Origin of the sequence: Nonomuraea sp. NPDC052265 (genome assembly GCF_044547985.1) — a bacterium.
Lineage (GTDB): Bacteria > Actinomycetota > Actinomycetes > Streptosporangiales > Streptosporangiaceae > Nonomuraea.
In genome coordinates this window covers 1-22,877 of sequence record NZ_JBIUBJ010000009.1, presented here as the reverse complement: position 1 = coordinate 22,877, position 22,877 = coordinate 1, and the positions used below count along the sequence as shown (strand labels likewise).

General features: G+C 66.1%; 21 protein-coding genes and 1 pseudogene. 15 read left to right on the top strand and 7 right to left on the bottom strand.

The annotated features are described in order from the left end of the window. Positions 1-6 precede the first annotated feature (6 nt). The 3 genes from ACIHAD_RS25765 to ACIHAD_RS25755 all read right to left on the bottom strand — a co-directional run bounded on the left by ACIHAD_RS25765 (position 7) and on the right by ACIHAD_RS25755 (position 3,818). Entirely contained in the window at positions 7-687 is a 681-nt protein-coding gene (locus ACIHAD_RS25765; protein WP_397357188.1) for an alpha/beta fold hydrolase, read from the bottom strand. Between the two features lie 819 nt (positions 688-1,506). Further along, entirely contained in the window at positions 1,507-2,670 is a 1,164-nt protein-coding gene (locus ACIHAD_RS25760) for an MFS transporter (RefSeq protein WP_397357187.1), read from the bottom strand. 173 nt (positions 2,671-2,843) lie between these two features. Beyond that, positions 2,844-3,818 carry a DUF5937 family protein gene (locus ACIHAD_RS25755; protein ID WP_397357186.1) on the bottom strand — a complete coding sequence of 325 codons (975 nt, stop codon included), beginning with the start codon at positions 3,816-3,818 and terminating at the stop codon, positions 2,844-2,846. 113 nt (positions 3,819-3,931) lie between these two features. Here ACIHAD_RS25755 and ACIHAD_RS25750 point away from each other — a divergent pair, with 113 nt between their 5' ends. After that, positions 3,932-4,462: a dihydrofolate reductase family protein gene (locus ACIHAD_RS25750; protein WP_397357184.1), complete on the top strand. Its 531-nt coding sequence runs from the start codon at positions 3,932-3,934 to the stop codon at positions 4,460-4,462. A 344-nt stretch (positions 4,463-4,806) separates the two neighbouring features. Here the strand turns inward: ACIHAD_RS25750 and ACIHAD_RS25745 are convergent, their stop codons facing one another. Beyond that, the gene (locus ACIHAD_RS25745) at positions 4,807-5,340 is read right to left on the bottom strand and encodes a substrate-binding domain-containing protein (protein ID WP_397357183.1); all 534 of its coding nucleotides are present in this window, start codon (positions 5,338-5,340) and stop codon (positions 4,807-4,809) included. On the opposite strand from ACIHAD_RS25745, the gene ACIHAD_RS25740 reads away from it, so the two are divergent. The 10 genes and pseudogenes from ACIHAD_RS25740 to ACIHAD_RS25695 all read left to right on the top strand — a co-directional run bounded on the left by ACIHAD_RS25740 (position 5,288) and on the right by ACIHAD_RS25695 (position 13,846). Further along, on the top strand, positions 5,288-5,551 hold the full coding sequence (locus ACIHAD_RS25740) for a DUF2399 domain-containing protein (RefSeq protein ID WP_397357182.1): 264 nt from the start codon (positions 5,288-5,290) through the stop codon (positions 5,549-5,551). The genes ACIHAD_RS25745 and ACIHAD_RS25740 overlap by 53 nt on opposite strands. A 687-nt stretch (positions 5,552-6,238) precedes the next feature. Beyond that, a complete protein-coding gene (locus tag ACIHAD_RS25735; RefSeq protein WP_397357180.1) occupies positions 6,239-6,802 on the top strand; it encodes a hypothetical protein in 564 nt (187 codons plus the stop codon). Between the two features lie 283 nt (positions 6,803-7,085). Beyond that, complete coding sequence (locus tag ACIHAD_RS25730; protein WP_397357178.1) at positions 7,086-7,571, top strand: hypothetical protein; 486 nt, start codon at positions 7,086-7,088, stop codon at positions 7,569-7,571. 88 nt (positions 7,572-7,659) lie between these two features. Further along, positions 7,660-8,766, top strand: a complete 1,107-nt coding sequence (locus tag ACIHAD_RS25725; RefSeq protein WP_397357176.1) for an integrase core domain-containing protein — start codon at positions 7,660-7,662, stop codon at positions 8,764-8,766. Positions 8,767-8,822: 56 nt separating this feature from the next. Continuing rightward, entirely contained in the window at positions 8,823-9,434 is a 612-nt protein-coding gene (locus ACIHAD_RS25720) for a transposase (protein ID WP_397357175.1), read from the top strand. 42 nt (positions 9,435-9,476) lie between these two features. Then, positions 9,477-10,646 (top strand): IS30 family transposase, encoded by a 1,170-nt coding sequence (locus ACIHAD_RS25715; protein WP_397357174.1) that lies wholly within the window; start codon positions 9,477-9,479, stop codon positions 10,644-10,646. Positions 10,647-10,670: 24 nt separating this feature from the next. Then, positions 10,671-11,492, top strand: a pseudogene (locus tag ACIHAD_RS25710) (IS256 family transposase); the annotation flags it as partial. Between the two features lie 81 nt (positions 11,493-11,573). Beyond that, on the top strand, positions 11,574-11,798 hold the full coding sequence (locus ACIHAD_RS25705) for a hypothetical protein (RefSeq protein ID WP_397357172.1): 225 nt from the start codon (positions 11,574-11,576) through the stop codon (positions 11,796-11,798). A 509-nt stretch (positions 11,799-12,307) separates the two neighbouring features. Continuing rightward, a complete protein-coding gene (locus ACIHAD_RS25700; RefSeq protein WP_397357171.1) occupies positions 12,308-13,228 on the top strand; it encodes an alpha/beta fold hydrolase in 921 nt (306 codons plus the stop codon). A gap of 9 nt (positions 13,229-13,237) precedes the next feature. After that, the gene (locus ACIHAD_RS25695; protein ID WP_397357170.1) at positions 13,238-13,846 is read left to right on the top strand and encodes a TetR/AcrR family transcriptional regulator; all 609 of its coding nucleotides are present in this window, start codon (positions 13,238-13,240) and stop codon (positions 13,844-13,846) included. Positions 13,847-14,074: 228 nt separating this feature from the next. On the opposite strand, the gene ACIHAD_RS25690 is transcribed toward ACIHAD_RS25695, so the two are convergent. Further along, complete coding sequence (locus tag ACIHAD_RS25690) at positions 14,075-14,440, bottom strand: transposase (protein ID WP_397357169.1); 366 nt, start codon at positions 14,438-14,440, stop codon at positions 14,075-14,077. Between the two features lie 28 nt (positions 14,441-14,468). Between ACIHAD_RS25690 and ACIHAD_RS25685 the strand changes: the two genes are divergently transcribed. The 4 genes from ACIHAD_RS25685 to ACIHAD_RS25670 all read left to right on the top strand — a co-directional run bounded on the left by ACIHAD_RS25685 (position 14,469) and on the right by ACIHAD_RS25670 (position 18,363). Continuing rightward, positions 14,469-15,530 carry an integrase core domain-containing protein gene (locus ACIHAD_RS25685; protein WP_397357168.1) on the top strand — a complete coding sequence of 354 codons (1,062 nt, stop codon included), beginning with the start codon at positions 14,469-14,471 and terminating at the stop codon, positions 15,528-15,530. Positions 15,531-15,641: 111 nt separating this feature from the next. Next, entirely contained in the window at positions 15,642-16,715 is a 1,074-nt protein-coding gene (locus tag ACIHAD_RS25680) for a tyrosine-type recombinase/integrase (RefSeq protein WP_397357167.1), read from the top strand. Between the two features lie 841 nt (positions 16,716-17,556). Next, positions 17,557-18,180 (top strand): hypothetical protein, encoded by a 624-nt coding sequence (locus ACIHAD_RS25675; protein WP_397357166.1) that lies wholly within the window; start codon positions 17,557-17,559, stop codon positions 18,178-18,180. A gap of 57 nt (positions 18,181-18,237) precedes the next feature. Further along, the gene (locus ACIHAD_RS25670) at positions 18,238-18,363 is read left to right on the top strand and encodes a hypothetical protein (protein WP_397357165.1); all 126 of its coding nucleotides are present in this window, start codon (positions 18,238-18,240) and stop codon (positions 18,361-18,363) included. A gap of 82 nt (positions 18,364-18,445) precedes the next feature. On the opposite strand, the gene ACIHAD_RS25665 is transcribed toward ACIHAD_RS25670, so the two are convergent. Both ACIHAD_RS25665 and ACIHAD_RS25660 read right to left on the bottom strand, forming a co-directional pair. After that, positions 18,446-21,823, bottom strand: coding sequence for an NACHT domain-containing protein (locus ACIHAD_RS25665; protein WP_397357164.1), 3,378 nt, complete (start codon positions 21,821-21,823; stop codon positions 18,446-18,448). Positions 21,824-22,181: 358 nt separating this feature from the next. Further along, positions 22,182-22,772: a C-terminal helicase domain-containing protein gene (locus ACIHAD_RS25660; protein WP_397357163.1), complete on the bottom strand. Its 591-nt coding sequence runs from the start codon at positions 22,770-22,772 to the stop codon at positions 22,182-22,184. Between the last annotated feature and the right edge of the window lie 105 nt (positions 22,773-22,877).

Sequence of the window (22,877 nt, the reverse complement as noted above, 5' to 3'; positions counted from 1 at the left end):
CTTCCGTCAGGCGGCGGCGTGGCGGATGAGGTCGGCGACCGCGGCCGGCTGCGAGACGTAGACGGCGTGGCTGCCGACGACCTCGACCACCGACGCGCCGATGCGCTCGGACATGGCCCGCTGGGCGGGCGGCGGGATCATGCGGTCCTCGGTGGCGACCAGGTACCAGCTCTTCTTCTGCCGCCAAGCCGGCTCGGTGACCGCCCCGCTCAGCGCGTCCACCCCCCACGGGACCTGCGAGTCGGCCATGAACGCGCCCACCGGCGCGGGCAGGTCGGCCGCGAACGAGGCGTGGAACTTCTCCCGGTCGAGGAAGAGGAAGCCGTCGTCCGGCGGCAGGATCGGCGGCACCGGCGCTCCGGGCGGCGGGTCGGCGATGAGCGTACTGACCGACTCGCCCTTGTCAGGGGCGAAGGCGGCGATGTAGGCGAGGCCCGCGACGTTGGCGTGGGTGCCGGCCTCACTGATGATGACTCCGCCGTAGGAGTGGCCGACCAGGACGGCCGGGCCGTCGAGGGTGTCCAGTATTTGACGGGTCGCGGCGACGTCACCCTGCAGCGACAGCGTCGGGTTCTGGACGATGCGGACGGTGAATCCATCCCCGGACAGCTCGTCGTAGACGCCCTGCCAGCCCGATCCGTCCACGAAGCCGCCGTGCACGAGCACGACGTTCCTGATGGTGGCCATGGTCGCTCCTGATCTGGTTGAGCAGGCCCGATACCTGCTCGATACCCCTGATCCAAGCCTCTTGGGGGTGGCGAGAACCAGGCAGAAGAGCACGCAGAAGTAGCGCGTGACCTGCGTGCGTGGGCCGCGGCGCCGACGCGAGCTCCTCACCGAGACCCTGTCGTCGGTTGTCGCACCACCGGGCCGGTGTTGGATGGGGACAACGTCCGTCGACGAGCTGCGCGACCTTCGACCGCCACGCGCGTCCCGATCTCAGCACTCCCATCGAGGATGCCCGGATCTTCAAGGCGGAGCGGCCTCAACCGCCGACCCCGGGACGCGCTCACGGCGATCGATCTGCACCTGGACAGGCTGTTCACCGGCAAGGCTCGGAGCGCGTGACCTGCGCCCGTACGGAGAGCTCGAAGCCTTCGGGCCGCTTGGCACGGGGCGCAGCGCCGCATGTCGATGATGAGCTTCCCACGGACCCCCGCCGGCTTCCAGCCGCCGGTCAGCCTCCGCGACGTCGCCGATCGGGTAGACGGTGTGGATCGCAGGGCGGACGCCGCCCGCCTCAGCCCTGTGATGGTCGGGGAAGGCCAGAATGCGGTCCTGTCGAAGGCGAGCGCGACCATGCGGCTCGCGCTCGTCAGCGCCCTCTCACTGGCCACCGAAGACCACGACGACGGCTGCAACGGGCCGGATCGAACGCCCTCACGTCCTCGGCGGGCAGATCAACAAGTATCAGCGAGCCAGCTGGCCAACGGGGGTGCAGCCGTGAAGAGGCAGGTCAGTGCCTTGGGCCTGATTCGACCCCCCTTCACGGCATCGCCACCGACGTCACGAGGCTTTCCGGGCGCGTGGGACCAGGACACAGGCCAGTGCCATCAGGGCGGCGGTGACCAGCAACGCCGACGAGTAGCCGGTCACGGGCGCCAGCAGGCCCACCGCGAACGCGCCGGCGGCCATGCCGCTGTCGTAGGCGGCGTTCCACAGGGCGCTGACGGTGCTGAACATCGCGGGACGGGCGCGGGCGTACATGACGGTCATGGTGGCGTTCTGCAGAATGCCGAACCCCGCTCCGAAGACGGCGGCGCCGGCGACGAAGCAGGCGCTCCAGTGCGTGGCGGCAACCACGGCCATACCGGCGGCGGACAACACCAGCCCGGGCAGCAGCAGCCGCTCGTGCCCCCGGCGGTCGCCGGCGCGCCCGGCGGCCCACTTGGCCAGCGTCGCGGCGGCCGACTGGGCGAGCAGCGCAGCGGGCGCGACCCAGCCGGGTCCACCGCGTACGGCGAGCGGCACGAAAGTGCACAGGACGCCGGTGCCGGCCGCCGAGGCGGCGAACACCACCGCGGGCCACATCAGGTGCGGCGCGCGCAGTCCCGCCACCACCCCGGCGGCGCGGCCCGTGGCCGGCGGACGCCCCGGCAGGAACGGAACGGTGAGCACGGGCAGGACGGACAGGACGGCGGTGGCGGCGAAGACGGCGCCATACCCGGCGGACCCGGCGAGCCAGCTTCCCGCGGGCAGCGCCAGCAGCCCGCAGCCCCCGCTGACCAGGCCGGCCAGCGCCAGCCCTTCCCCGCGCCGCTCGGCCGGGACGAGCTCGGCGGTGAGCGCCCCGCCCGCCACGACGGTGACCGCGAACCCGGCCCCGCGTAACGCGCTGACGACGAGGACGGCGGTGCTGTCGGAGAAGGCGAGCAGCGCGAGGGTGGGCGCGCCGAGGACGATCAGGCCCAGCCCCAGCGACCAGCGGTAGCCGAGTCTGGCCACCAGGGCGGGAGCGGCCAGCTCGACCAGCACGGTGGTCACCAGCAGGGCCGCGTTCGCGGCGCCGGCGGCAGCGGCGCCGGACGACCGCTCGACGTATTCGGGCACGACGGCGAAGGGCAGGAAGAAGCCGATCGACGAGCCCACGACGGTGAACATGCGCATCACGAACGCGGTGGTGATGATCGGGGGTCGCGCCGGTGCCCTGGGAGTGGTGATCGTGGCCATGGTCGTGCTCCTTCGACTGCCGTGACGTGTCGCCGCGCCGTCGTACGGCGGGATGGTCGCGGGGCTCCTGCTCGCCCGCTTCGGGCGGGAGGCGTGAGCGCCATGTCCGTATGGTGCTGGGGGCCGGCGCGCGGAGCGACACATTCGGCGCCTGCCGAATCAGCCCCTGCCGATCAGCTCTCCAACAGGGCGTGGGCGCGGGGCGTGCGTACGTAGAGCATGGCCCGGCCGACGCGGTGCTTGCTGACCAGGCCGGCCGACAGCAGCAGGGTGAGCTGCTCGGAGACGCTGGCGGGGGCCAGGCCGGTGCGGCGGGACAGGTCGGTGGTGGAGGCGGGGGTGTCGAGCTCGGCGAGCAGCAGCGCGCGGGAGCGGCCGATGACGGCGGCCAGCGCGTCAGGGGCGGGCGCGGTGCCGCGTTCCCACAGGGTGGCGATGGCGCGTACCGGATAGGTGATGATCGGCTGGCCGGGAGAGTCGGTGCGGTGGAACAAGCTGGGCCAGACGAAGACGGAGGCGATCAGCAGCAGGCCCTCGCCGTTCAGCGCGCGGGACAGCTCCTCGGGGCGCTGTTCGAGGCGGAGGCGGCGGTCCTCCCATCGGATCGCCGGGTGCATGTCCGCGAACACCCCGGCCGGGCCCTGCTCGGCGAGCTGCCTGGCGCGGTAGAGCAGGTCTCCTTCGAGCAGGCTGCGCATGCGGGGCCAGTGCGGCGCGATGGCCGTGTTCCAGTACGCCTCGATGGCGTCGGCCAGCCGGTCCAGAGCCGGGGCCGGGTTCTCGTACAGCTCGATCGCGGTGCCCTGGAGCGGGCCGCAGGTGGGCCAGCTCGTCATGCGGTCCAGGTCCCCGCGGATCACCTCGTCGGGCAGGGCGCGCAGGGTGGCCAGCTCACCGGCCAGGTCCGGGGTGGAGCTGGTGGGGATGGGGCACAGGAAGTCCGGGATGTACGCGCCGCCGGGGATGAGGTCGAGCAGGGGCGCCAGGTCGGCGGTGAGCTTCGGGCGTACCTGCTTGAACCAGGGCAGGTGCAGCATCCGTCCGGCGGGGGTGCACAGGGCGTGGATGCTGGCGGAGACCTCTCTGAGCGGCGAGAACGCGAACCTGATCGAGGTCAGGTCGTAGGCCGAGAACGTGAGCGTGAGCATGCGCGGGGGTCCTCTGGATTCGGCTGCGCCCGAATGTATCGCAAGGGTTCGCCGTCCGGCCAGATCATGGTGCACGCAGCGGCGGCCCGCCGCCAGCCACCGGGAGGACCCACATGCGCAAGATCGTGCTCTACCACCTGATGTCGCTCGACGGGATCGCCTTCGAGGACGGCGACTGGCTCGCCGACGACGGCCCCCAGCTGGTGGCCTACCTCGGCCGGGTCATCGCCACCCAGGACGACGTCCTGCTGGGGCGCGGGACGTACGACTACTGGGCCGGGCACTGGCCACGATCGGACTTCCAGCCCTTCGCCGACTTCATCAACGGCACCCGCAAGCACGTCGTCACCTCCAGCGCGCCAGCCCTGGAATGGGCGAACTCCACGCTGGTCACCACCTCCGTGCACGACCACGTGACCGCCATGAAGCGGGAGCCCGGGGGCGACATCGGCATCCATGGCAGCATCGAGCTGGCCCGTTCCCTGCTCCAGGCCGGGCTGGTCGACGAGCTGCGGTTGGTCGTCGCACCGGCGGTGGTCGGACGCGGCAGGCGGGTGTTCGAGGGTGAGGGCGTCCAGTCGTGGACGCTGGCCGGCCTCGAACGGGGCAGGAACGGCACACTCTTCCTGGACTACAGCCGCTGACCGGCCTCACGCTCGCCGCTCTCCGCTGGCCGGCGTCGGACAGCCGGGATGTACTCCTGGCACGTACCGGTGCGATTTCGCCCGGTCGCGGTCAGGAAGACGATGGCGGGCTTGCCACTCCTCGGCGGTAGGCGTGTTGCGTCCCGGAAGTGGTGTACGAGTTTGACCTGGGCACAAGCGCGGCCGCCGTGAAATGAGAACGGCCATCGCCAATGACCTGGGAAACCAGGTTCGGCGGCTTCCTTGCCGGTCTGCTGATCTCCACGATCACCCTGCTCGCCGGAGTCTCCGGCGCCGACGCGGCGGTCCTTCCCATCGTGACATCGCGCCCGGGAACCCTCCCATCAGCGGACGGGAGGGGCCGGAACATTGGTGATGGGCCCGACCAGGAGATCTTTCGCGGATCGCACGAACTCCGTGACGAGTGGGTTCGTGTCCGCGGCCCGTGCGGCTACGACGATCTGGCAAGGCTCGATCCCGTCGAGCGCGACGGTGACCAGGCCGGGGCGCAGGGTGTAGCGCCGGTCGCCGGCCGGGACGACGGCGATGGCGGTGCCGTCGGTGATGGCCTCGAGTTTGTCCTCGTAGGTCTCGGCCAAGGTAGGACCCACCGGGGCGGGTGCGCTGTCCGACCGGGGTTCGAGCCGCCAGAAGGTGGTCCATTCGACGCCCATCCCGGTACAGCCCACGAGTGGTTCTGCGGCGATGTCGTCGGCCGTGACCGCGTCTTTCCCCGCGAGGCGATGCGACGCGGGCACGAGCAGGACCCGGGCCTCGGAGTACAGGACCGTCACCTGCAGATCCTCGGCCGGGATCGGCAGAGGCGTGCGGGTGACCAGGACATCGACCTGCCGCTCCAGCAGCGTGGAGGCGTCCATACTCCAGCTTCGTCTTGGCTGGCAGCGACGGCGCTTCGACGCCGCCTCCTACCGAGCCGTGCCCTCGTCGGCGCCGCTGGCCGGGCAGGTACGCCCGACCCCCTGGGATCCGGAGTTGTCCGTGGCGATGGAGCGACGAGGCGTACGCGTCGAGGAGGAGCTCGTACTCGCTGAGCTGATGGCTGACCTGAAGTTGCGGACTTCCTTGTGATCATCGAGGTAGTCTCAACGCTCGGCCCGCATGTTCCCCGATCCACCGGACGGGGAAGCAAACGAATGTCCGTGGGCCAGTAACCGAACAGGCCCAAGGAAGAGACGGCGCCGTCATGGACGTCATAGAGCGGGCCGCGGCCCTCAAGGGACAGCTGATCGACTTCGCCATGTCACCCCGGTTCGCCCGAGAGCTCAGCCAAGCCTTCGAGCGGAGCGACCCCGAAGGCCTCGCCCGCAGCGAGGCAGCCGCGAGCATGATCATCGATCACTTTGTCCTGCAGCACCGGCTCGCCTCCGGCGACACGGTCATCGACCGCTTCCTGCGCGCCCGCCCCCGCCTGAGCGCCCAGGAGCGGGAAATGCTCCTCTGCTGGAGGGACGTGGTGGAAGGCATCTTCGAGGTCCAGGGCAAAGACCAGGACGCCGTGATCCTGTTCAACCTCATCGACGAGCTCACCTACCGCGCCCGGTCCAACATGGGCAAGTCCGCCTTCCGCCCGGCCAAGAAGGGCATGTTCCTCATCTGCCGCCTGGTGCCGCTCGGCAAGGACTGGCTGGTCAGCGCGAACATCAGCCTCTCCCCGCCGACGCCCGCGACCAACTCCTCACCCAGGCGGCGGACTTCGGCCTGCGCAACCCCAAGCTGGTCTTCCGCAACCCCGACAAGCTCGCCACCGCACGCCGCATGCTCACCGAACAGCGAGAAGTCTTCATCGACCTGTACGGCGCCGAATACATCGTCGTCCGGGGAGAGGACGTGGCCCCGCGATACGACGCCTTCATGCGGGCCTGCATGGATCGAGCCCAGCCCGGCAACACCTCCCCTCTGCCCGGCTTCACCCTTCCCGATGACCTGCTGGAGGCCGAAACGGTGGCCATCCACTTCGACCCCGAAACAGGCATCAGCTTCTACCTCGAGTTCGGCCTCCTGCAAGAGCTCTTCGCCAACCCGAAACTGATCAACCGGCGCCGCTACCGCGAGACCCTGACCTCCTACCTCCGCGGTGACGACATCTCCCCCGCCGCCATCAGGCTCCTGACCGAGCCCGACCCGGACAGCGCCGGCGTCGTCTTCGGCAAGCTCCTCAAGAAGAAGAACTTCTCCTGGCCCGAGCACGGGGAGTCACTGCTGCGCCGGTACAAGGCCCGTTACTTCGACGAGCCCCAACTGCCCACCACCGTCCCGGTCAGCGACACGATGGCCGGACATCTACGCAACGCCCTGCGCGAGGAGTCGTCGGAGCCGTGATCTCTGCGCAAGACCGCGAACCGCTGGCAGACAAGAAGTATTGCGGTCACCCTCGGTAGTGCGGCAGTCTCGCCGCACTACCGAGAGGACGCATATGGCCCTTGAGCCGACCGCGGAGCAGCAGGCCGCGAGGGAGGATTTCGTCGGGGGCCGTGATCTGGCCCTGGTCGCCGGCGCCGGATCTGGCAAGCCTCCCCCCTGATCCTCATGGGCGCCTCAACCCGCAAACGGGGCCTGTACATGGCCTTCCCCGGACCTGGCCGTCTCCTACTCCTCGGCCAGTGTGGACGGCAAGACCGCCAACACCAACAGCCAGACCTCCTGGGTGAGTGAGGGGTTCCAGCTCTCACCAGGCTTCATCGAGCGCAGCTACAAAGCCTGCCAGGACGACGGCGAGGGGACGGACCTGGAGAAGCCCGGCGACCTGTGCTGGGCCTACCCCAACGCCACCCTCACCTGGAACGGCAAGGGCGGCGACCTTGTCCAGACCGCACCCGGCTCGGACGTCTGGAAGCTCAAGGACGACGACGGCACCCGCATCGAACACCTGACCGGCACCACCAACGGTGACGACAACGGCGAGCACTGGCGGATCACCACCACCGACGGGACCCAGTACTTCTTCGGCCTGAACCGCCTGCCCGGCTGGAACGGCAGCGGCGCCACCAAGTCGGCCCTGACCGTCCCGGTGTTCGGCAACAACTCCGGCGAGCCCTGCAACGGCGGCGGCTTCGCCGACTCCTGGTGCCAGCAGTGCGCCTGCCGATAATTACGTCCACCCAGGTCATGACCCTGCGAGGGCTTCGCGAGCTCTGGCCACCCGGGAGACGGAAGCGCGTGCGGCAGGATGATTCGCTGTGCTGCTTCGCCTGGCCTACCTGACCGTCACGAACACGTTCGCCGCGCTGCGGTTGCTGCCCATGGGCGATCGGGACAAGGACGTGGAGATACTTGCTCTGCGTCACCAGATCACCGTCCTTGAACGCCAGCTCGGCGCCGACACCCGGGTGAGATTCGCGCCCGAGGACCGAGCCTTCCTTGCCGCGCTCCTGACGTCGCTACCGCGCGAGGTCCTGCGCCAACTGCGGCTCCTCATCCGTCCGGACACGGTTCTCCGCTGGCACCGCGATCTGATGCGACGTCGTCATGCCCGTACCTGCCGGCCGAAGCGACGTGGGCGCCCGCCCACGGTCCGCTCCATCCGCGTTCTCATCCTGCGTCTGGTTCGGGAGAACCCGAGCTGGGGCTATCGGCGGGTGCATGGTGAACTCACCACGCTCGGCATCAAGGTCGCGCCGTCCACGGTGTGGGAGATCCTCAAACAGGAAGGTCTCGATCCGGCGCCCGAGCGGGCCTCCACCACATGGGCCGACTTCCTGCGCTCGCAAGCCGACGCCCTGCTGGCCTGCGATTTCATCGAGACCATCACCCTGAACGGACAGCGCCAGTACATCCTGGCCGTCATCGAGCACGCCACCAGGCGCGTCCGGGTGCTCGGCACCACCGCACACCCGAGCGCCAGCTGGGTCATCCAGACGATCAGGAATCTCGTGATGGATCTGCACGACGCGGACTGCCGGGCGCGCCTTCTGCTCCGCGATCGGGATGAGAAGTTCCCAGCCCTCATGGGCGAGATTCTCGCCGAGGCCGGCATCAAGACGGTGCTCACCGGCATCCGGATGCCGCGAATGAACTCAATCATGGAACGGTGGGTGCAGTCATGCCGCCACGAGCTTCTCGACCGCTGCCTGATCTGGAACGAACACCACCTGCGGCACGCCCTACGCGAGTACGAACACTTCTACAACCAACACCGAGCACATCAAGCCCTGAACCAAGCAGCCCCGCTGCGCACCGTCCCCGATCCGATCACGGCCCCAGAGCGAATCATCGACCTGAAGGTCCGCCGACGAGACCGGCTCGGCGGCGTCCTCCGGGGGTATCCCTGTAGGTGTGGGAAGTGATCTTGCTGGGCAGCAAGTGATCGGTGGGCGGGGGCCCACTTCTTCGGGGGAGAGTCATGACGGTAGTCGAGGGTGTCGGCGGCCAGATGCCGAACACGCTGGGTGAGATCCTTTCTACGGTGAGGGATGTGGCCGGTGAGCAGCAGGAACGTCGCCCGATCCGGGAGTTGATCGATGATCGGCTGTTGGATGAACTGCTGGCCCGGTCCCGTGACGAGGCGGGCGGCCTGCGGCTGACGGGCGAGGGCAGCATGCTCGGTGACCTGGTCAAAGCGGTGTTGGAGCGGGCCTTGGAGGCCGAGTTGACCGCGTATCTGGGCTACACCCGGCATGAGCAGGGCGCCGGGGCGGCGGCCGGGAACGCCCGTAACGGGAAGATCGGCAAGACGGTGCAGACCGGAGTCGGGCCGGTCCGGCTGGCCGTTCCGCGGGACCGGGCCGGGAGTTTCGAACCGGTGCTGGTGCCCAAGCGGGCGGGCCGGGTCTCCGGCGGCCTGGATGACATGGTCATCTCGCTGTATGCGCACGGCATGAGCGTCCGGGACATCGTCCACCACCTGGAGCAGATCTATGGCACCCGGCTGTCGGCCGAGACGATCTCGCGGATCACCGAGCAGGTGATGGAGGAGGTGAAGCTGTGGCAGCGGCGCCCGCTGGATCCCCCTTGAGTTCTATCGATGGTTGCGAACCCTCTCGAAGGAGAACCTCGCATGCCTCGTTGGGCTCACAACAAGCTTCCCTCGTCGGTTCAGAAGCGCTACTTCGAGTTGGTGCGAGAGGGGCATAAGGGCGCTGCTGCGGCCCGGATGGTCGGTGTGTCGACCAGCTGCGGGTCGCTGTGGTTCATCGATGCTGGTCGGATGGTTCTCGCCGACGCGCCCGTCTCTGCCCGCTTCCTCACCCAGAATGACCGGATCGCCATCGCCGACGGCATACACGCCAAGGCCGGGGTGAAGGAGATCGCCACCTCGATCGGCAAGAGCTTCCAGACGGTCTACCGAGAGATCCAGCGCAACAGCAAGTCCGACGGCCGCTACCAACCCTGGTGGGCCCACAACCAGGCCCTTCTCCGCCGCGGACGTTCCAAGGAGGCGAAGATTCGGGGCCACGAACCGCTCCGTACGGTCGTGCGCGGCAAGCTCGCCGAGAAGTGGTCACCGCAGCAGATCTCCCGATTCCTCACCCGCACCTACCCCGATCTGAGCGCCATGCAGGTCTGCGCCGAGAGCATCTACAAGGCCCTCTACGCCGGCCTTCTCGGCTGCAGATCCGGAAAGCTCCGCACCGGCCGCTCCCGCAGGAAGCCGCACCGGCGGGGCGTCGCAATCCCCAACAAGATCAAGAACATGAAGCTCCTCGACCAGCGTCCCGCTGAAGTCACTGAACGTCAGGTCCCCGGACATTGGGAAGGCGACCTCATCATCGGCCAGTACGGGGCGCCGGGTGGTGCCACGGCCATCGGGACCCTGGTGGAGAGGGTCACCAAGTTCCTGATCTTGGTGCATCTCCCGGACGGCTACAAGGCCCCGCAACTGCGCGATGCGCTCATCGCGCAGACCCGGCATCTGCCCGAGAGCTGGCGCAAGACCCTGACCTGGGACCAGGGCCGGGAGATGTCGATGCATGAGCAGACCGCCGCCGCGACCGGCTTCGACATCTATTTCTGCGACCCGCATTCCCCGTGGCAGCGGGGCCTCAACGAGAACACCAACGGACTGATCCGCCAATACTTCCCCAAACACACCGACCTGTCGATCCATACCGCCCAAGACCTGCAGACGGTCGCCGCCCAACTCAACCAGCGCCCCCGCCTCGCCCTCGGAGACAGAACACCAGCCGAAGCCATGAGAGCATTGCTAACCAACGGCTCTACCAGCTAGTTCGCGACCAGTGTTAGAAACCACCCCCTCTACGCCGTGGTGTTCCTGGACGCCTTGGTGGTCAAGGTCCGCGACAACCATGTGGTGCAGAACAAGCCTGCCTACATCGCGGTCGGCATCGACACCGATGGCGACAAGCACGTCCTGGGTATCTGGATCGCCAAAACGACTGAGGGCCTGGCGTCGGGGGAGGGCGCCGGGTTCTGGCGCAGCGTGGTCAACGACCTGCGCAACCGCGGCGTCGCCGACATCCTCATCGCCTGCTGCGACGGGCTGAGCGGATTCGAGGACGCCATCCACGCCGCGTTTCCCGCCACTACCGTGCAAACCTGCATCGTGCATCTGATTCGCAACGCGCTGCGCCCGGTGCCGCGCAAGGACCGGGCCGCCCTGGCGGCCGAGCTGAGGAAGGTCTACACCGCCGCCGACGCCGAGGCCGCCTTCGACGCCCTGGCCGAGCTCGCGGGCAGCTCGTGGGGCAGGAGATACCCGCAGGCGGTGGCGGTCTGGGAGAACGCCTGGGACCGGGTGATCCCGTTCCTGGCCTTCAGTCCCTGCGTCCGCAAACTGCTCTACACCACCAACACCATCGAGTCGCTGAACTACCAGCTGCGCAAGGTCACCAAGGCCCGCGGGCACTTCCCGACCGACGACGCCGTCGTCAAGCTCCTGTGGCTGGCCATCATCAACATCGAGGACAAGCGAGCCCGGGAACGCGCCGCCAACAACGCCGGCCAAGGCGCCCGCAGCGGCTACCCCGGCCGGCTTGTCGAAGGCGCCAAAACCTACGGCTGGGCCGAGGCCCTCAACGAGCTGGCCGAGGTATACCCAGGCCGCATCAGGTAAAGCAGTCAAGACCAGCTTTACACGCAACGGGTTACAAGCTCCGTCCTCCACGAGTACTCACAAGCCGCTTGAACTGCATGGATGGAATTGTCGGCAGGCGCAATGTTGATCCTGGAGCTCGTGGCGGACTTTGGTGAAGCGGAGAGACGAGCAGAAACCCGACCGGTGTACCTGACGCCGGAGGAGTTCCGCGTGCTGCATGAGCAGCAGGCCGATTTCACGGCAGGCCAGGTCCGACTGGACACCACACGGCTATCTATTCAGGATGCCGCTGCCCGGGTGAAGGACATCTGGCTTTCTTCGTGAAAGGGTTTCCGTCCTCGACGGCAGCTGAAGCATCCTTGGCGATAGGTGGCGCCGATGAACGAGACGGGGCTGATTTTGCTGGCGAGTAGCAGCAGCGTTTGCCGGTCAGTTTTGACAGCAGCCGGGGGTTGCTCGGGTCCGCAATGCCGGTGAGAAGTAGTAGCACCCCGAGACTCCGGTACTCGCCCTCCGGCACGGTGCCGCCAGGCAGCAAGGTCAGTAGTGGCTGATTGTTGCGGACTCGCACGACAGCGTGACGGCGCGGCTCAGCCAAGCAGGTGCTTTGCGAGGATCCAGTCCAAGCCGTCCTCGCCGGCGATGTCGAGATGTTCAGCCTGTACCAGGTCAGCGCGCACCCACCACCCGTTGAGAGGCGGTGTTGGCCGGGCGCACTCGGGCGATGACGGGCAGATCGGGTATGCGTTCGTCATCCACTCAACCACCGCGGTCGCGGCCTCGCTGACCAGTTGTTAGGATACGACTGTATCCATTCAGAAGATGAGGTCACCATGCGCATGCCTGACCGGCCGTCCGCCTTCACCAGCGACTCTGCCCGTGACAAGTACTACGCCGTCTATGACCGGTTGCTCGGCGAGCTGTGGCCGGTGCCGGTGGACGCCATCGACGTGGAGACCCGCGCCGGCATTGTGCGGATCCACCGGGCCGGGCCCGCTGAGGGGGATCCCGTGGTGCTCCTGGCCGGTGCCGGCGCGAACGCGTTGGCCTGGTACCGCTACATCGAGCCGCTGGCGCGCACGCGCCCGGTCCTTGCCGTCGACCCTCTCGGCGAGCCAGGCCGCTCGGTTCAGAGGCGGCCGCTCGCGACCGGTGCCGACGTCGGTGGCTGGGTCACCGACGTACTGGCCGCAGTCGGAGCCGAGCGCGCACACGTGGCGGGCTTCTCTGCCGGCGGCTGGGCCGCAGTGGAACAGCAACTCGGCGGGGGCGGCCGGGTCGCGGCGCTGACGCTGGTGGACCCGGGCGGCTTCGCGCCGTTGCCCAGGCGGTTCATCCGGTGGGCCCTTGCCGGGGCCCTTGCCTCCATGCTTCCTCGTACGCTGCGACACCGCATGGCCCGCGTAGTGGACAACGGGGTGCTGCGCGAGGATGGGCTGGTGGAGCTGATGCGGGCCGGCTGGTCCTTCCGCCGGCGTGTGCCCATCCCGCCCGCCTACACCGACGAGCAGATACGCGAGGTGTCTGTGCCCGTGCAGGTGCTGCTGGGCGCCCGCAGCGCGCTGCTCGACGCGCAGGCGCTGGCCGCGCGGCTGGCCGACATCGCGCCGTCCTGGCGCGTGGAGATCGTGCCCGGCACCGGACATTCGCTGCCCGTCGAAGCTCCGGACCTGGTCGCCGAGCGGATCCTCAACTTTCCCGGCCCGGCGCGGCCCGGGGCCCCAACGCCGAAGCACAGCACGAACAACAGGTAGGAAACGGGTATGCCCCGACAGGTGGATCATGATGAGCGGCGGCGCCAGTTGACCGAGGCGCTGCTGCGCATCGCCAGCACCCGCGGCCTACAGGCAGTATCGATGCGTGAGATCGCCGCCGAGGCCGGGGTCTCGCTGCGCGTCGTCCAGTACTACTTCACCAACAAGCAGGCCCTGCTCGAGTCCGGCCTCACCGAGCTGGGCGCCCGCATGGACCGCCGGGTCAAGCAGCGGGCCGCCGCTACCGCGGGCGAGCTGACACCGCGAGGCGTTTTCGCCGCCGTCCTCGGCGTGATCCTTCCCTCCGACGAGCAGAGCCGCCTGGACTCTATGGCCTGGACCGCCTACTACACCACCGCCCTCACTGACCCGGCGCTCGCCGCAGTCGGGCTCACCCTACCCAACGCACTGGAAAACTTCCTCACCGCAAGATTGACCGCCGCGCAGCAGGCCGGGGACATCGCCCCCGATCGTGACCCGCGTACCGAAGTCGCCAGCCTTCTGGCCCTCGCCAACGGCCTGACCTCCAGTGTCCTCAGCCGACAGCGCAGCCACGAGGCTGCCACCAAGATCATCGACTACCACCTGGACCGCCTGTTCGGGCCGGCAGCGGCTTGACCTTGGACTTGGGCTGCACCAGCGCCACCTCATCCCGCAGAGGACATAAATGCTCTCACCGCAAGCCCCTGAGCGCTGTACTTCTCAGCGACATCGTCTTCCAGCGGAAACGAGCGCTGCCGCAGGAGACCGGCAAACGCTGTCATTTGTCACCGCCAGAACCACGGGGCAATGACCCTAGTGCCCGCCATGTCTCAGGTGGTGGGCGGGTGGAACGGGACGACGTTGTCAGAGGGCGGCGGGGTGGGCTTTGTTGCCGGTCCCTGCTCTAGGGTGAGAATGGCGCTGGCGAGGGTGAGGTGTGTGACCAGCTGGCGGAGTTCTTCGATCTGCGCCGGCCACGCGGATCGGATGGTCGCAGGAGACCGCGAACACCTGGTTCAAGCCCCGGCCACGGCACCGCGCGCGCAGGACGGCGTTGTCGCCGTAGGCCTCATCACCGGTGACCCAGCCGAAACTGAGCAGCACATCGTCAGCGGCCCGCTCGATCATCTTCCAGGCCAACTCGGGTTTGGTCGCGAAGACCGATCCCTGCGGCACGCCGGCCTCGGCCAACCGCGCAGGCTGTGCGGTGCCAAAACTTATCCATTGCATCTGGCCTGGCCTTCTATCCTCGGCGCTCGTGTTTCTACGCCTGCTGTATCTGCTGATGGTCCGGTTGTTCGGCTGGTTGACACTTCTCACACGGGACGACACCTCCAAGGACGTAGAGATCTTGGTGCTACGTCATGAGGTCACCGTCCTGCGTCGTCAGGTCTCCCGCCCACGACCAGACTGGGCCGACCGAGCGCTGGTGGCCGCACTGGCGCGACTGCTGCCCACGCGGCTTCGCCTCCATCGGATCGTGACGCCGGGCACCTTGTTGGCCTGGCACCGCCAGCTGGTCAGTCAACGCTGGACCTACCCGAACGCGACGGGGCGTCCGCCGATCCCGGATGAACTGCGTAAGCTGGTCATCCGGCTGGCCAGAGAGAACCCACGATGGGGGCACCGGCGGATCCAGGGCGAACTGCTCGGCCTCGGCCATCAGATCGGGGAAGGCACCATCCGCCGCATCCTCACCACGGCCGGCCTCGGCCCAGCGCCACGCCAGACCTCACCGACCTGGCGACAGTTCCTCACCTCCCAAGCCTCCGGCATCCTGGCCTGCGACTTCCTGCACGTCGACACTGTCTTCCTCAAACGCCTGTACGTCCTGTGCGTCATGGAGATCGAGACACGCCGCATCCATCTGCTGGGCGTCACCTCCAACCCCACGGGCGCATGGACCACCCAGCAAGCCCGGAACCTGCTGATGGACCTGGGTGAACGCGCCAGCGCCTTCAGGTCTTTCATCCGGGACCGTGACAGCAAGTTCTCCCGCTCGTTCGACGAGGTGTTCACCGCCGCCGGCGTGCGAGTCATCAAGACACCCGTCCGGTCACCACGAGCAAACGCGTACGCCGAACGATTCGTGGGCACGCTACGTCGCGAGTGCCTCGATCACCTGCTCATCCATGGTGAGCGGCACCTGCGCAACGTCCTGACCGAGTACGAACACCATTTCAACCATCATCGCCCGCATCAAGGCCGCTCCCTTCGCCCGCCCTTGCACGACCCCGGCCAGGTGATCGACATGACCTCCCAGATCCAGCGTCGAAGAACCGTCACAGGACTGATCAACGAGTACCACAGAGCAGCCTGATCACCCGACAAACGCCCAGCTCAGCAGCAGTGTCAGCGTTTTGGCACCGCACAGGCCTCGGCGAAATACCGGCAAGACATCGCCCGCGCCCTCACCGCAGCAACCCCCGCCATGCTCGCGAGCAGCAAGGGCAAGCCTGCCGATCTCGACCTGCGTACGGCCATGCGTCGGTGGGGATTCAACACCAAGCAGCGCGCCGAGGCGTCCGAGGAAACAGCCGAGGTACTGGCGTGGCTTTCCAAGAACACTCGTCCCGTTTCCGCACTCGCCGAGGCCGCCGCCGTGCGTGCGTTGCTCAACGCGGCTACCTCGCGTCTGAACGGCAAGCAGGCCGCCACGAGCACGATCCGCCGCCACAAGACCATCCTTCAAAACGCCCTCGACTACGCCGTTGAGCTGAAACTTCTGGAGGCCAACCCGATCAAAGCCCTCAAGTGGAAGCCGCCAAGGGTCACCTACGAGGTGGACAAGCGCAGCGTCGTCAACCACGTCCAAGCTCGTCGTCTTCTTGCCGAGGTGGAAGCGCAGAAACCCAGCGGAAAGCGTCTGGTCGCGTTCTTCGCCATCATCTACTACGCCGGCCTACGCCCTGAGGAAGTGGTCAAGCTCGCAGAAGACAACGTCACCCTTCCCGACCTGGTGAGAAATCCGGAAACGGGAAAGCTGGAGGAACCCGCCGACGATTGGGGAGAGCTTCACTTCGCAGGGGCAGCGCCCTTCGCCGGCCGCGAGTGGACCGACGACGGCAGCCTGCGCGAGGAACGCGCCCTCAAGCACCGTGCCGAGGGTGAGACGCGAACCGTGCCCTGCCCGCCCGCACTCACCCGGATACTCCGCGCCCACCTTGCGGAGTTCGGCATCAAACCCGGAGAACGGCTGTTCACCGGCGTTCACGGGGGCGAGCTGCCCGGCATCACGTGCCGCCGCGTGTGGGCCAAGGCCAGAGAGAAGGCCCTGACCAGGCAGGAAGCACAGTCGCCGCTAGCCAAGAGGATCTACGACTTGCGTCACGCCTGCGTCTCGACCTGGCTCAATGCAGGTGTACCGGCCACACAGGTAGCCGAATGGGCAGGTCACAGCGTGGAAGTCCTCCTCAGGATCTACGCCAAGTGCGTCGTCGGGCAGGACACGGTCGCGAGACAGCGCATCGACCAGGCGCTGAGCGACGACCAGCACGACCCGTGATCGTGGGGAGGCATTGGGGAGACCCACCCGCAAACGCTCGGTATCAGCCGTAGATAGCCGGACACGAGATGCCCTCGCCTTGCCGCATCAGCGCAGGTCAGGCGAGGGTTTCCCCTGGTCGTGATCTGCGCGCCCTGCAGGATTCGAACCTGCGACCGTCGGATTAGAAGCAAGATCCTTTAGTGTCGCGCAGTGTCATTTGACGGTAGTCCGTACCGCCTTCGCACATATTGCGTGTCAAACAGTGCCTGGTCCTGACGACGCGTGACGGGGCGTACGAGCACGCACCGAGCACGGCGGACACCCTATTGATCATTGAATCGCGGCTATGCAGAATGATTCCGCGCTCCAGACCACAGGTGGAGATGGCGCCGCTGTGCTCGGCGCGTGCTCGCACGCCCGAACGGCCCCTCCGACGCCCCATGGACAGGCCGCTGTCCGACCTGCCTTGAGAAGCGTCGCACTCTCCGTTCAAAGCTGGCACGAGCAATGCGCGCCTTTTCCGACCGCGGATGCCCCATTCCGCATTTGCGCGACCACGAGCCAGGACGGCAAAGCGGACGATTGAGCGGGCGAGCCGTTCGACATCGCGTAAAGCCATCCTCCCTCGACCACAACACGGCAGGTGCTGCACTGGGCGCTGGTGCCAATGTTCGCCCTGGCCGCCTTGCCCCTGCCAGCTCCTATCAGGTCGGCCCTCGTACGCCGTCCTGCTGAGTAACGCTCGATCAGGCCACCCCTCATCGTCGGCGTGCTCCCGCGCCGCTTCTTGCCGGATGACGGCGTCGGGCCAGCACCTTGCCGTGATGAGATGTAGATCATCTTCTGCGATGATCGGCGCATGAAGCGCATGAGCGTCGCGCTGGTCGTGGCCGGCCTGCTGAGCGTGACGATTCCCGGCGGCGCCGTGCACGCGGCTCCCGCATCGGAGTCTCTCGACTCCGTCGTCGCAGCGGTCAAGAAGCAGTTCGCGAAGAAGAGCAGCGTGCGCTTCTCCGTCAGGCGACGCGGCGGCCCTCCGCCCTCGGAGGATCTCAAGATCTCCGGCGCGTACCGCTTCAACGCTTCAGGCATGTACGCCGCCGACCTCGCGGAGATCTCCTACGAGAAGGCGGCGACGGGCCGATCCCGAGAGATCACCATAGGCCGAGAGTTCTACTCACAGAGCTACGTGCGTTCCGACGAAGGCAAGTACACCTGGAAGTCGCCACCGACGCTGGGAGAATGGACCTACGGGCGGAACTTCGCCGGGGTCGTCTGGGGCAAGGACCTGGTCAACGCGATCAACCCGGGCTTTCTCGAACTGATCGCCTCTTACGGTGCCACCAGCGCCGACGGTGGAACCTTCGAGGGAGTGAAGACGACCCTCCACAGCGGCACGGTGACGGTTCTCGACCTGGGTGAAAGACAGGCCGGGATCTCCTTCGGGACCGAGGCCGGCGGCCCTGGGTCCTTCGGCGGATAGATCACCTGGAAACTCTGGGCAGGCCCGGACAACCTGCCGAGACGCTTCCACGCCATCATGAAGTTCACCCGGCCGGAAGGCGGCGAGGCCGAGACCATGACGATGAACATCATCTATCGAGGATGGGGAACCCCCGTCAAGATCACGGCCCCGCCCAAGCACCTCATCGCCGACGGTTGGTGATGGACCATCTGCAGAACAACGCGCTACTTCGGAGATCTCACAGCAGGCGATCGGATCGGCCTGGCGACTGGGCCAGAGTTCATCACTCAGGTGGGATCGCACTGTCCAAAAGTTCAGTTAGCTCAATCACATCAGCCAGAGCTCGACGCAATCGTGGGTCTGAGCGCAGATGCATTGCCAGCGCGGTTTGCTCGGCACCGGACAGGTCTCCGGATCGGAAAACCCACATGAGGTCTTCGATGCCGAGCCATTCGATGGCAGCCGAGGAGTCAGTAAGGAGGCGCCCAAAGATCGGAGACCATACCCCTCGTAGCTGGTGCCTCCGGCTGAGGATGACAAGAGCGGCTATCCCCGGGGGATCGAGATCCTCAAGCGACTCACTCATCGGCAGGCGTGCGAGCAGTCTGCGGGCAAGCGCGGCATAGCCTCGTTTGTCCAACTCTGAGATGAGCCTGAGCAGCGGCAGCGCCTTGAACGCGAGCTCGGACCGCATGGCCACATGCTCGGCCACACCAGTCAGAATGTCGTCTTCCCATACTCCCGGGCCGGTCACGATGAGATCGAGCAGGTCGTTGTCCCCGGGATCTCCCTTTTCCAAGACCTCGAGCGCTCGGCCGAGACCTCCTCGCCAAGTATGCGGGTTGACTCGGAAGAACGCTTGGGCAACCAGCCACTCGCTTCCAGCGTCGAGCGACTCGTTGCCCAGCTGGCTCCACAGCAGACCCCATACTGCGGCAGCCCCCTGAAGATGGAGGTCCCCTACAAGGCGACCCTCCTCGATCATGAGTGCTAGATGAGGCATCGTGACATAGCTGCCAAGATCTGTTTCTCTGATCCGATGGATTCTGTGACTCAAGGTGGGGACACTCGAGCCGGAACCTCCCAGCACGAAAGAGTTGAGAACACGGCTCCAGTCGTCATCAGCCAGATGCGACTTCCATAGCGCAGTCAGGCGCTGCCAATCCTGGACGTCCGTACAGAAAGCAGTCAGAGGAAGCTCTGCCTCGGCCACGTGGAGAGCCATCACAGCCAAGTTGACGGACAGGGTAGCCAGGCGTTCCAGATGGCTTCGTTCGGCCAGGTCGAAGCCGTCGGCAGCGACCATTCCGGCCTTCATGAGTGCCCGGACGTGAGAGGCGATCGCCAGGGCAGCGGCCTCACGATCGTCGACCAGTTCGCCCACTATGTCCTCCAGGAAGAGCAGTACCTGCTCCTCGCTGATAAGGGCTCGCGGGCAGAGATAGGGAATGAGCAGGGACCTCGCATGCCGAAGCGACTCGACCTCTTCCCAAGCCGGGGCGAGCCGCATGATCTCGGCTGCGCGGACAAGCTGGCGCGCGATAATACGGGCCGAGAGGAATTCGCCGAAAGTCGAATGGATAAACTCGTATCCCTCATAGAGAGTGGACTCGTGGTGCCGAGCCTGAGCCCGATAGAGGAAGAAGAACTGGCCGACCGCGTCGTCCGCACGTGTCATCACGCTTGATGCCGGATTCCGCCGGACACCGATGGTCTCGAAGTCGCGGTCCACCTCCTGCCGCGTGATGAACCGTCGCCCACGGTTGAGCATTCCAGTGGCGATCGTGGAGAGTTCCCGGAAGCGCTGCTCGACTAACTGGTCGCGTTCGGCAGGACGGGCGGGGAGGTCGTGCTTCTCCAGTTCTCGTTCGAGGTATCGGCGGAAGACACGTTCGTAGAGTTCGGGCTGACTCATGTCACCTGCGTTGCGGAGGCCATTCTCCTCGGCGTCGTAGAGGGCGAGGAGGGCCAAGAGCAACGGTTGGCGGGCTAATTCGGCGTACTCCTCCATGGTCTGCGGGTCCAACGGCTCCAGATGGCGTTCTGCAAAATGGTCAACGTTTTCGGCGTTCCATGCCTCGATCCAAGAACTGATCTGGTCCTCGTCAAAACCGACCATTTTAACGACCGTTGTGTGCGCGGGTATGTAGACACGGTCCATCACAATCGTGCGCGCCGTGGCAATCGCGATGACGGGACGGCCCAGTTCGGCCTCGATCTCTTGAAACTCGGCCAGCCGTTCGAGATAACGCCCTAGCCCTTCGTGAGAGGACAGTTGCAGCAGTTCGTCCAGACCGTCCGTGATCACCACACGGGTAATGCGACCATGCGGATCAGTCAGATCCTCGAGTTTGTAACGATTATTGGTCTGCCGCTGCAGTTCGAGGTCGATTTGATCGCTGACCTCATGTGAAGAATGCACGTGACGCAGTTCCACCCGAGCAACTGCGAACTCGTCTGGCGGCAACTGCGCGGCAAGAATTTTGCTGAGCAGGGACTTACCACTACCCGGATCTCCCAGCACTAGAAGCGGCACCTGAGTCGCCTGCTCAGTCCTCAGGAAAGCGGCCAGGAAGCCACCCAGTCCGCTCTGAACGGGTTGGTTCTCCCACCACTCCTCCTGGGCGAGAGTCCTTCCTTCGTCGCTCCGCCGGGTCACGGCAACCTTGTAGTTGGGGTTGATGTAGCCGCGCTCATTGGTTGGGAATCGGACCGATTCCAGGTCGCGCGGTGCGAGCAGCGGTTTCTGAAGAACCCGTCGATGGACTCTATGACATTCGGCGACGCGCTCCCGCAGTTCCTCAGCACCTTCACCGCGCCGCTCGGCCATCTCTGCGAGCAGCGCGGGAAGATCCCCAAGGGCGGCGAGATCGGAATCGATCTTCGCCTCGATTCGGCTTAGCGAAGCCTGGAACTCAGCACGAAGCTCCGATTGCTCAGCGGTGAGACCGAGGACGAGCCTGCGCATTGTCCATCGGGTGGCGGAGTGCTCGTTCAACAAGGTCCAGGCAAGAAATTCTGGCACCTGTGCCGCGAGCCGAACGTAATGCTCCAAATAGCGATCAAACGCCGACCTCGTAAGATTGGAGCTCAGTTCCCATCGAATCTCGCTGCGCATGGTTTCACTCAACTTGTCCCAGCGGGCGAGCCCGCTGAGGTAGCGTCGTGCTTGATTGCCGAGTCTATTGTAAACCGCCGTGATCTCGTCGATGACCACGTCGAATGGCCTGGTCGGACCCGGCGGCATAATTACGGACTGGCTCGCCCACTCCACCAGTCGGTCGCGCCGATCCGGGAAGTCCTGTTCGCCAAGCTGAGGCTGCCACTGGCGCAGCTCTCGCGACCATTGCCCATCTGAATCCAGAGCCCGCAGGCGCTCCGATAGCTCCTCGGTAAAAGCAGTTATTACGATGACTGTATGGGCTGCTGTGAGTAGCTTTTCGTACTCGATGCGGCTGGACTTCTGGATGCGGTCCTTCACCTCGCGCGTCAGCTGGTGAAGTTTTGCGATGAGTTCATTCTTTGCGTCGAAGTACGGCAACGCACTGTTCGGGTTGAAGCCTGTGATCACCAGCAAGCCGAGGCCTAGCGCACGGTCCAGCGCGTTGACAAGTGCCGAATCCTCACGCCCCAAGAGGCGAACGGCCTCGTCGTACGTCATAGACACCCGCCGCGCCATCCGCTCCCCCTCCAACTAACTGGAACTCTCAAGAGAGATGTAGCACACGTCCCAGTTCCCGATGTGCAATCCAGATCACGAGAGATATACAGAAACGATCACCCAGGGTGATTAGTCCAAGATTGCAATGACTTGTCCGATTCATTCCTCGATATAACTGACGCGGTGAACCCTTTCATCCTGGGTAGCGGCCCTCTTCGACAAGCTGCCGATACCTCCGTGTTCAGCCACAGGAACGCGGCCGCATGTCGCGGTTCCTGTGGCCCACGCGCCATCCGAAAGGGCCAGAACGAACGATGGTATCGAGGAAGACCCGCGAGCCGCTGCCGGAGCGCGAAGGTCAGGTCTCGGCGAGGCGTTTGCGCTCAGCGGCCACAACTTCCCGGACGAGTTCAGCCTCGGTCAGGTCCACCGCTTCGGGAGTGGAATCAGCCATGTCGCTGACCCGGGCGAAGTCGTTGAACAGCCGCTTCTTTCCGGCCAGCAGCTCGACGATCCGTTGATCGACACTGTCCTCTGACAGCAATCGGTGGACCTGCACCGAGTGCACCTGTCCCATCCGGTGCGCGCGGGCTATGGCTTGGGCCTCGGTCGTAGGCTTGAGCTGAGGCTCACAGAGGACGACAACGGATGCGGACTGGATGTTGAGCCCAACGCCGCCGGCCACGATCTGGGCAACCAGAACGGCGCCGTGCTTGGCCGACGAAAACCTGTCGACCATCTGCTGACGTTGGCTCGCTGGCACCGACCCTGTCAGTGGCCCGAACACTGGCCCCGGCAGCGACCGGGCAACCAGGTCGAGTACTTCCCTGAAGTGCGAGAACACGATGACCCGCCGCTCGTTCTCCTCCGCCTCGCGGACGATCTCGATCAGCCGTTGCACCTTCTGGGACTGGGGTCCTCGGAGCATGGCCGCCTGACGCATCTCCATGAAGTTCCCACTGAGGGGCCACGGAGATTCCGGACAGCCGTCTTATGGGCGTAGCCTATGCGGCTGTTTGGGTTGAAAGGGACTCGTTGAGCACTTCGAAGGGTG

Excerpts from the sequence above, each read along its gene's own strand:
- ACIHAD_RS25765 (WP_397357188.1), bottom strand. The coding sequence starts at position 687 with ATGGCCACCATCAGGAACGTCGTGCTCGTGCACGGCGGCTTCGTGGAC.
- ACIHAD_RS25760 (WP_397357187.1), bottom strand. The coding sequence starts at position 2,670 with ATGGCCACGATCACCACTCCCAGGGCACCGGCGCGACCCCCGATCATC.
- ACIHAD_RS25755 (WP_397357186.1), bottom strand. The coding sequence starts at position 3,818 with ATGCTCACGCTCACGTTCTCGGCCTACGACCTGACCTCGATCAGGTTC.
- ACIHAD_RS25750 (WP_397357184.1), top strand. The coding sequence starts at position 3,932 with ATGCGCAAGATCGTGCTCTACCACCTGATGTCGCTCGACGGGATCGCC.
- ACIHAD_RS25745 (WP_397357183.1), bottom strand. The coding sequence starts at position 5,340 with ATGGACGCCTCCACGCTGCTGGAGCGGCAGGTCGATGTCCTGGTCACC.
- ACIHAD_RS25735 (WP_397357180.1), top strand. The coding sequence starts at position 6,239 with ATGCTCACCGAACAGCGAGAAGTCTTCATCGACCTGTACGGCGCCGAA.
- ACIHAD_RS25720 (WP_397357175.1), top strand. The coding sequence starts at position 8,823 with ATGACGGTAGTCGAGGGTGTCGGCGGCCAGATGCCGAACACGCTGGGT.
- ACIHAD_RS25715 (WP_397357174.1), top strand. The coding sequence starts at position 9,477 with ATGCCTCGTTGGGCTCACAACAAGCTTCCCTCGTCGGTTCAGAAGCGC.
- ACIHAD_RS25705 (WP_397357172.1), top strand. The coding sequence starts at position 11,574 with ATGGAATTGTCGGCAGGCGCAATGTTGATCCTGGAGCTCGTGGCGGAC.
- ACIHAD_RS25700 (WP_397357171.1), top strand. The coding sequence starts at position 12,308 with ATGCGCATGCCTGACCGGCCGTCCGCCTTCACCAGCGACTCTGCCCGT.
- ACIHAD_RS25695 (WP_397357170.1), top strand. The coding sequence starts at position 13,238 with ATGCCCCGACAGGTGGATCATGATGAGCGGCGGCGCCAGTTGACCGAG.
- ACIHAD_RS25690 (WP_397357169.1), bottom strand. The coding sequence starts at position 14,440 with ATGCAATGGATAAGTTTTGGCACCGCACAGCCTGCGCGGTTGGCCGAG.
- ACIHAD_RS25680 (WP_397357167.1), top strand. The coding sequence starts at position 15,642 with ATGCTCGCGAGCAGCAAGGGCAAGCCTGCCGATCTCGACCTGCGTACG.
- ACIHAD_RS25675 (WP_397357166.1), top strand. The coding sequence starts at position 17,557 with ATGAAGCGCATGAGCGTCGCGCTGGTCGTGGCCGGCCTGCTGAGCGTG.
- ACIHAD_RS25670 (WP_397357165.1), top strand. The coding sequence starts at position 18,238 with ATGAAGTTCACCCGGCCGGAAGGCGGCGAGGCCGAGACCATGACGATG.
- ACIHAD_RS25665 (WP_397357164.1), bottom strand. The coding sequence starts at position 21,823 with ATGACGTACGACGAGGCCGTTCGCCTCTTGGGGCGTGAGGATTCGGCA.
- ACIHAD_RS25660 (WP_397357163.1), bottom strand. The coding sequence starts at position 22,772 with ATGGAGATGCGTCAGGCGGCCATGCTCCGAGGACCCCAGTCCCAGAAG.